The organism is Mucilaginibacter sp., from assembly GCF_039207105.1.
Taxonomy (GTDB): domain Bacteria; phylum Bacteroidota; class Bacteroidia; order Sphingobacteriales; family Sphingobacteriaceae; genus Mucilaginibacter.
In genome coordinates, this window is record NZ_JBCECK010000212.1 from 1 (window position 1) to 6,916 (window position 6,916).

5 protein-coding genes, 1 tRNA gene and 2 pseudogenes are annotated in these 6,916 nt (G+C 41.3%); 4 read left to right on the forward strand and 4 right to left on the reverse strand.

Annotation, left to right across the window (positions count from 1 at the left end):
• The 4 genes and pseudogenes from AAGC65_RS23870 to bla all read right to left on the reverse strand — a co-directional run.
• Positions 1-509: pseudogene (locus AAGC65_RS23870) on the reverse strand (F0F1 ATP synthase subunit beta); the annotation flags it as partial.
• A 162-nt stretch (positions 510-671) separates the two neighbouring features.
• Positions 672-1,655, reverse strand: coding sequence for an NAD(P)H-quinone oxidoreductase (locus AAGC65_RS23875; RefSeq protein WP_343114976.1), 984 nt, complete (start codon positions 1,653-1,655; stop codon positions 672-674).
• Positions 1,656-1,751: 96 nt separating this feature from the next.
• Positions 1,752-4,145 carry an ABC transporter permease gene (locus AAGC65_RS23880; RefSeq protein WP_343114977.1) on the reverse strand — a complete coding sequence of 798 codons (2,394 nt, stop codon included), beginning with the start codon at positions 4,143-4,145 and terminating at the stop codon, positions 1,752-1,754.
• 87 nt (positions 4,146-4,232) lie between these two features.
• Entirely contained in the window at positions 4,233-4,955 is a 723-nt protein-coding gene (gene bla, locus AAGC65_RS23885; protein ID WP_343114978.1) for a subclass B1 metallo-beta-lactamase, read from the reverse strand.
• Positions 4,956-5,044: 89 nt separating this feature from the next.
• Here bla and AAGC65_RS23890 point away from each other — a divergent pair, with 89 nt between their 5' ends.
• From AAGC65_RS23890 to AAGC65_RS23905, 4 genes and pseudogenes are all read left to right on the forward strand, one after another.
• On the forward strand, positions 5,045-5,506 hold the full coding sequence (locus AAGC65_RS23890) for a redoxin domain-containing protein (protein WP_343114979.1): 462 nt from the start codon (positions 5,045-5,047) through the stop codon (positions 5,504-5,506).
• Between the two features lie 156 nt (positions 5,507-5,662).
• Positions 5,663-5,739, forward strand: a tRNA-Arg gene (locus AAGC65_RS23895).
• A gap of 51 nt (positions 5,740-5,790) precedes the next feature.
• On the forward strand, positions 5,791-6,363 hold the full coding sequence (locus AAGC65_RS23900; RefSeq protein WP_343114980.1) for an adenylate kinase: 573 nt from the start codon (positions 5,791-5,793) through the stop codon (positions 6,361-6,363).
• Positions 6,364-6,482: 119 nt separating this feature from the next.
• Positions 6,483-6,916: pseudogene (locus AAGC65_RS23905) on the forward strand (GTPase ObgE); the annotation flags it as partial.

Below are 6,916 nucleotides of genomic sequence, written 5' to 3' on the forward strand. Positions count from 1 at the left end.
ATGTTGTTGATCAGTTCCTGGATCAATACTGTTTTACCAACACCGGCACCACCAAACAAACCAATTTTACCACCTTTTACATAAGGCTCTAACAAGTCGATAACTTTGATACCTGTAAAAAGTACTTCAGTTTCGGTTGATAGGTCCTCAAAACGAGGAGGAGTATTGTGGATTGGACGACCATTGGCTTTATCTAAATCAGCGATACCGTCAATAGCATCACCAACTACGTTGAATACACGGCCTTTGATGTTTTCGCCAACCGGCATTTTAATAGCCGATTCTAAATCCAATACCTTCATGCCGCGTAGCAATCCGTCTGTTGAATCCATCGCGATAGCACGTACACGATCTTCGCCTAAGTGCTGCTGAACTTCTAAAATTACTTTTTGGCCATTTTCTTTCGTGATCTCTAATGCATCATAAATTTTGGGAAGATGAGCATCATCAGCGAAACTTACGTCAACTACCGGACCAATGATCCGTGATATTTTTCCAATGTTTGGCATATATAACCTGGTGTTTTAAAGAATTTTTCTATTAAATAGCTGTTACAATAAAATATAAGATGCTATTTCAGAGGCGCAAAGTTAAGATTTCTATCGAAATATTTAAATACCAAAGTAACATTTGTTTCGATATTTTCTTAACACCCGTTTTGAGGTTTTTTGTTACTCAAAATTCAGTACAATTTTGCCTATATGTCCACTGCTTTCCATGAGTTCATGTGCCTGGGCGGCTTCTTCGGGTCTAAAAATGGCATGTATCACTGGCTTAATTGCACCGGATGCCAACAGAGGCCAGATATGTTTTTGCAGGTTTTGTGCAATTGAACCCTTAAACTCTACTTCTCTTGACCTTAAGGTTGAGCCGGTAATGGTTAGCCGTCTCATCATTACCCGGGCCAGATCCACCTCAGCATCTTTACCATTCATAGTATTGATCATCACCAAACGGCCCTCAACCGCTAAGGATCGAACATTGCCGGGTGTGTAATTACCACCTATCATATCTAATATCACATCAACACCTTTATCATTGGTCAACTGTTCAATAACAGTGGCAAAGTTCTCTGTTTTATAGTTGATGGCTTTGGCAGCACCAAGCCCCTCGCATGCACGGCATTTTTCGTCAGAGCCGGCAGTAACATAAATTGTACGGCTCAGGGCTTTGGCTATTTGTATGGCGGCCACACCAATACCGCTTGAGCCGCCATGCACCAGCAGCGTTTCACCATCTTTAAAATTGCCCCGGTCAAATACATTGCTCCAAACCGTAAAATAGGTTTCGGGTAAGGAAGCTGCCTCAATAAATGATAAACCATCAGGTACCGGTAGGGATTGCTGTTCGGGCACGCTACAATATTCGGCATAACCGCCGCCAGATACGAGGGCACAAACTTTGTCGCCAACTTTCCAGCGGGTAACATCAGCTCCGGCTTCAACAATAGTTCCTGCAATTTCAAGCCCCGGAATATCCTGCACCACATTGGCTGGTGGGGGATATTTGCCCTGCCGCTGCAAAACATCCGGGCGATTTATACCTGCGGCGGCTACTTTGATCAGCACTTCGTTGACGCTAAAAGTTGGTTTGGGTCTTTCGGCTATTTGCAAAACCGAAGGTTTGCCGGGCTGGGTAATGATAATTGCTTTCATGACAGATAGTTGTATTACAAATATAAACTATATAATACCATAACTCAAAACTCTAATAGTTAAATCTTTCTCCTTTAGCTTATTAGTCTTGCGCTTTTACTCGTTCTTTAAGCTATCAACCGGGTTGGCCATTGCAGCTTTAAATGATTGTGTGCTAACCGTAATAAATGTAATAAATAATGCAACTGTGCCGGCAACTAACAGTTCCCACCATTGAATAGCTTGTCTGTAAGCGAAACCCTGCAACCATTTATTCATGATTAGCCAGGCCAATGGCGCGGCAATCAAAAAGGAAATAATCACCAACTTTATAAAAGCTTTAGACAACATTTTTATAATAACTGGAACGCTTGCACCTAAAACTTTGCGAATCCCTATTTCACGATAGCGTTGTTCGGCCGCGTAAGCGGCTAAACTAAATAAACCCACGCAGGCAATAACAAGAGCCAAAGCAGTAAACGCGATAAACAGGTTGCCCATGCGCTGCTCAGTTCGGTACATGGTCGCAAAATCATCATCCATAAACGAATAATCAAAATGCTCATGTGGGGCTATGGCTTTCCAACGGTTTTCCATTTGGGCTAATAACGCGGGTAAATTGTGGGTGCTTACACGTATGGTTAACCGTGCCAGCCAATCATTAGCCATTACCATTACCAGCGGACTTACATTATCACGCAGTGAGCTGAAGTTGAAATCTTTTACTACGCCAATGATGGTGTACTTTTTGTCGATATCTTTTCCTTTCCAGGTAAAGAGCGGTTTATTGATAGCACTGTTTCCCAGTCCAAATAACTTGGCAGCAGTTTCATTGATAACTACCGCTGTTGAATCTGTTTTAAACTGTGCCGAAAAACTCCGTCCTTCCTTTAGAGTCATACCCAGCGTGTTCAGGTAGTCTTCATCAACCTTCCAGAACTGGGTAGACTGCCCGTTTTTTTGATCGGCAGATAAAAATCCAATACTCCGATAACCACCAACAGGTAAATAGCTGGTAAGGGTTGCATTTATAACGCCGGGTAATTGCTTTATTTCCTGTTTTAGTATTTGCGGATTGTTTAATGTATTTACATTGTTTAGAGTAAGTACCTGATTCCGGTTAAAACCAAGGTCCTTATTTTGAATATAGTGGAGCTGGTTGTAGATAACCAACGTGCCAATAATAAGAAAAATAGAAATGGAGAATTGGAAAACAACCAGTGTACTTCGCAGTAATCCACCTTTAAAGCCTGTAGATAATTTGCCCTTTAAAACATCAATAGGTTGAAAGGCCGAAAGGAAAAATGCCGGGTAAGAGCCTGCCAAAATTCCAACCGCAATAACGATGATGCTTAAGGAAGGCAGTAGCCAGCTCAATACATGAAAAGTGATTGACAACTCTTTGTTTGAAAAATGATTAAAAAGTGGCAATAATGCCCAGGCCATTAATATGGCTAAAAAGGCGGCTGCGAATGTTATTATTAAGGATTCGGCTAAAAATTGAAATATCAGATGCTTGCGCGATGAACCCAGCACTTTGCGTACACCAACCTCGCGCGCACGGTTGGCTGAGCGGGCTGTTGACAGGTTCATGAAGTTAATACAAGCCAGTAACAATATAAATAAAGCTACAACTGAAAATATATATACGTATTCAATATTTCCGTTAATGCCGATTTCGCCCTGGCGGTTTGATTGTAAATGAATAGTTGATAGCGGGCTTAGGCCCAATTTAAAATAATTGCCGTTTGATTTGAACTTGGTATAATTAAAATCGGCCGTAGGAAGGTTCCTGTTCATCAACAGAGCAAGTTTGGATTCAAACCGTTTAGGGTCGGTTCCCGGTTTGAGTAACATATAGGTTATAAACGGGCTGATGCTATTCCAATGGCCTTGCCCTGCGGGGTTGGTAGCAAATAAAAAATTAGCTTTAAAGTGCGACTGGGCAGGTATATCGCGCATTACGCCGGTTATTTTATGGGTGCTGCTGTCAGTAACCAAAAAAAGTGTTTCGCCTACAACATTGCTGCGGTTAAAATACTTTTTGGCCATCGATTCGGTGATTACAATATTGTTAGGCTCTGTTAATGCAGTTTTAGGATCGCCGGAGAGGAGTGGGAAAGTAAAAATATCAAATATGCCTGTTTCACAATAAAAGGTGGCTCCATCTTCCTTTATAATTTCATCTCCTTTTTTAAAGCGGATGTTTACTGCCGGAGTTATGCGCACTACCTTTTCAACCTCAGGGAACTCCCGTGTCAGGGCATCAGCTACAGGAATGGGCGAACCTGCAAAATAGGATATGGTGCCATTAAATTTCAGATCGGTATTTACGCGGTATATTCTTTCATAGTTGGTGTTATATCTATCATAGCTTAACTCATCAATTACAAAAAATATAATAAGCAGGCAGGTGGCCAAACCAAGCGCCAACCCTAAAATATTGATAAACGTAAATCCCTTGTTTGTTGAAAGACTGCGAAACGCGGTTTTAATATAATTCCTGATCATGGCTTTAGAGAATTGGTATTGCTAAAGCTATAACTAAATAATTAGTTAATCAAGAAATTGATAACTTAATTTTTAGTTCAGATCAGTTTATTTGCTTTTGGCAATGGTTATAGTGTGGCTTAATTGTAAAGTATCGCCCTGCCAGCCCTGGTGGCCGGGTATAACGTATTTGATGTTCTTAAATCGCTTGCCAACACGGGCTACAGAATTTGGCCACTCGGTTATGTTGCCATCATCAGTAAAGCCCTTGCTATTGGTTTCCATGCTTTTGATAAGACAGCCACCAAAAAGTACTTTAGTTTGGGGTAGCCAAACCACTATATTGTCTTTAGTATGACCTTCGCCGGGATAATAGGTTTGTACGCTTACCTCACCTACGTTAAAAATGGTATCCCTGCTAAAAGTAAATTCTGCCTGTTTGTTGCCGCCTTGTTTGGCCAGTGTATTGGTTAACTTGCTGGCGTAGGTTTTAATGCCGTTCTTTTTTAACAAATCAAGGCCGGCGGTACGGTCGCTATGAAAGTGGGTTGCTATACAAAGGGCAATTTTTTGACGATAGCGTTGCTGTAAAGTATCCATTAACTGCTGGGTTTGGTTTTCATCCCAGGGAGTATCAATCAATATAATACCTGCTTTGGTTACAATATACAACCCGTTGGCCGGGAAAGGCGACTTGCCATCAGGCAAACCGTATGAGATATGTACGTAAACATTGTTGGTTAAATGTTTAGTGCTAATGCGAAATGGCTGAGTTTGGGCCTTGCTGTATGCCGAAATAAATAACAGAACAATTATGGAAAATAATCTCATAACCCAAAAGTACTAAAGTCAATTAATTACCTGCCCATTACCATTAGCCGTTTCTATTTATTTTTATTTGCAAATAAAAAAGTAGAGCTATGTCAATACAAGTTGGCCAAAAGGCACCAGATTTTATATTAGTTTCATCAGCATTAAAAAGTGTATCACTGGCTGATTTTAAAGGCAGAAAAGTAGTTATACACTTTTTCCCCTTAGCGTTTACCGGTGTTTGTACTACCCAGCTGTGTACTATGCGCGATAGCTTTGGCTATTATGATGGTTTAAATGCTACCATATTAGGAATATCAGTTGATTCGCCTTTTACGCTGGCCAAATTTAAGGAAGAGAACAATTACCAGTTTGATTTATTGTCTGATTTTAACAAAGAGGTTTCATCAGCTTTTGGCGCTTTATACGAAAACTTTGTTTTGGGTTTAAAGGGAGTATCTAAACGTGCGGCATTTGTGATTGATGAAAATCAGGAAATTATTTATGCCGAAGTACTGGAAGATGCTGGAAATCTCCCGGATTTTACCGCTATTGCCGAAATTGTGAAGTAATACCAGGATAGATTAAGCCAAACAGCAGAATTTTATTAAAGATATTTCCCATATAATCAGCTGTTTGGCTACAAATGGAAAAATAATTATGAAAGTTATTTGAAAAAAGTTTGCAGTGAAAGGTAAAAATTCTATTTTTGCATTCCGTTTCAAAAAGCACTCGTAGCTCAATTGGATAGAGCGTCTGACTACGGATCAGAAGGTTAGGGGTTCGACTCCCTTCGAGTGCACCAAACGTTAAGCCTTTCTGTGTTGTACCGAAAGGCTTTTAATTTATTAAGAGCATGCTAAATCTGGTATTGTTTGGTCCTCCCGGCGCAGGGAAAGGGACTCAGTCGCAAAAGCTTATTGAAAAACACGGTTTAATACACCTTTCAACCGGCGATCTTTTACGCGGCGAAATTTCACAGGGAACAGAACTTGGCTTAGAGGCGAAGAAATTGATGGATCAAGGCATGCTTGTTCCGGATGAGGTAGTTATAGGAATGATCAGCAATAAACTGGATGCTAACAAGGACGCTGAAGGTTTCATATTTGATGGTTTCCCACGTACTGTGGCACAAGCTGAAGCACTGGACAACCTGCTGAAAAGCAAAGCCGCCGCTATATCAGGCATGATAGCTCTGGAAGTAGATGATGTGGAGTTGGAACGCAGACTTTTAGAGCGTGGGAAAGAATCTGGCCGTGCAGACGATGCCAACCCGGAAGTTATTCGCAAGCGTATTAAAGAATACAATGATAAAACGGCTCCTGTTGCCGGTTTTTATAAAAATCAGGAGAAATTTAAAAGCATAAACGGTATAGGCTCAATTGACCAGATATATGGTGCTATTGATGCTGTTATTGAACAATATTAATTAAGTCCGCAAGTCGGGAAGTCAGTAAAGTCCGAAAGTTGAGAGCCTCAAAATTCTTAACTTTCGGACTTTACTGACTTTCGGACTTTTTCGACTTTTCCTAACAAATCTCGAAAGCTATGTCGCAAGGTTCCAATTTTGTTGATTACGTTAAAATCTGTTGCCGCTCGGGCCACGGTGGTGCAGGTTCTGCGCATTTACACCGTGATATTTTAACCTCAAAAGGCGGCCCGGACGGCGGTGATGGCGGCAGAGGAGGTCACGTCATAGTAAAAGGCAATGCTCAATTATGGACAATGCTGCATCTTAAATACCGCAAACACGTAATTGCCGGCGATGGTGATTCGGGTGGTAGTTCATTAAGAACAGGTAAAACCGGGCGCGACGAGATTTTGGAAGTACCGCTTGGCACCACTGTTAAAAATGCCGAAACCGGCGAAGTTATTTTTGAGATCACTAAGGATGGCGAAACCAAAATATTAACACCCGGCGGCCGGGGAGGTTTAGGTAACTGGCACTTTAAAACAGCAACCCAGCAAACCCCACGCTTTGC

What these genes read in the sequence shown, in the direction of transcription:
- AAGC65_RS23875 (WP_343114976.1), bottom strand. Translation starts at nt 1,655, where the DNA reads ATGAAAGCAATTATCATTACCCAGCCCGGCAAACCTTCGGTTTTGCAA.
- AAGC65_RS23880 (WP_343114977.1), bottom strand. Translation starts at nt 4,145, where the DNA reads ATGATCAGGAATTATATTAAAACCGCGTTTCGCAGTCTTTCAACAAAC.
- bla (WP_343114978.1), bottom strand. Translation starts at nt 4,955, where the DNA reads ATGAGATTATTTTCCATAATTGTTCTGTTATTTATTTCGGCATACAGC.
- AAGC65_RS23890 (WP_343114979.1), top strand. Translation starts at nt 5,045, where the DNA reads ATGTCAATACAAGTTGGCCAAAAGGCACCAGATTTTATATTAGTTTCA.
- AAGC65_RS23900 (WP_343114980.1), top strand. Translation starts at nt 5,791, where the DNA reads ATGCTAAATCTGGTATTGTTTGGTCCTCCCGGCGCAGGGAAAGGGACT.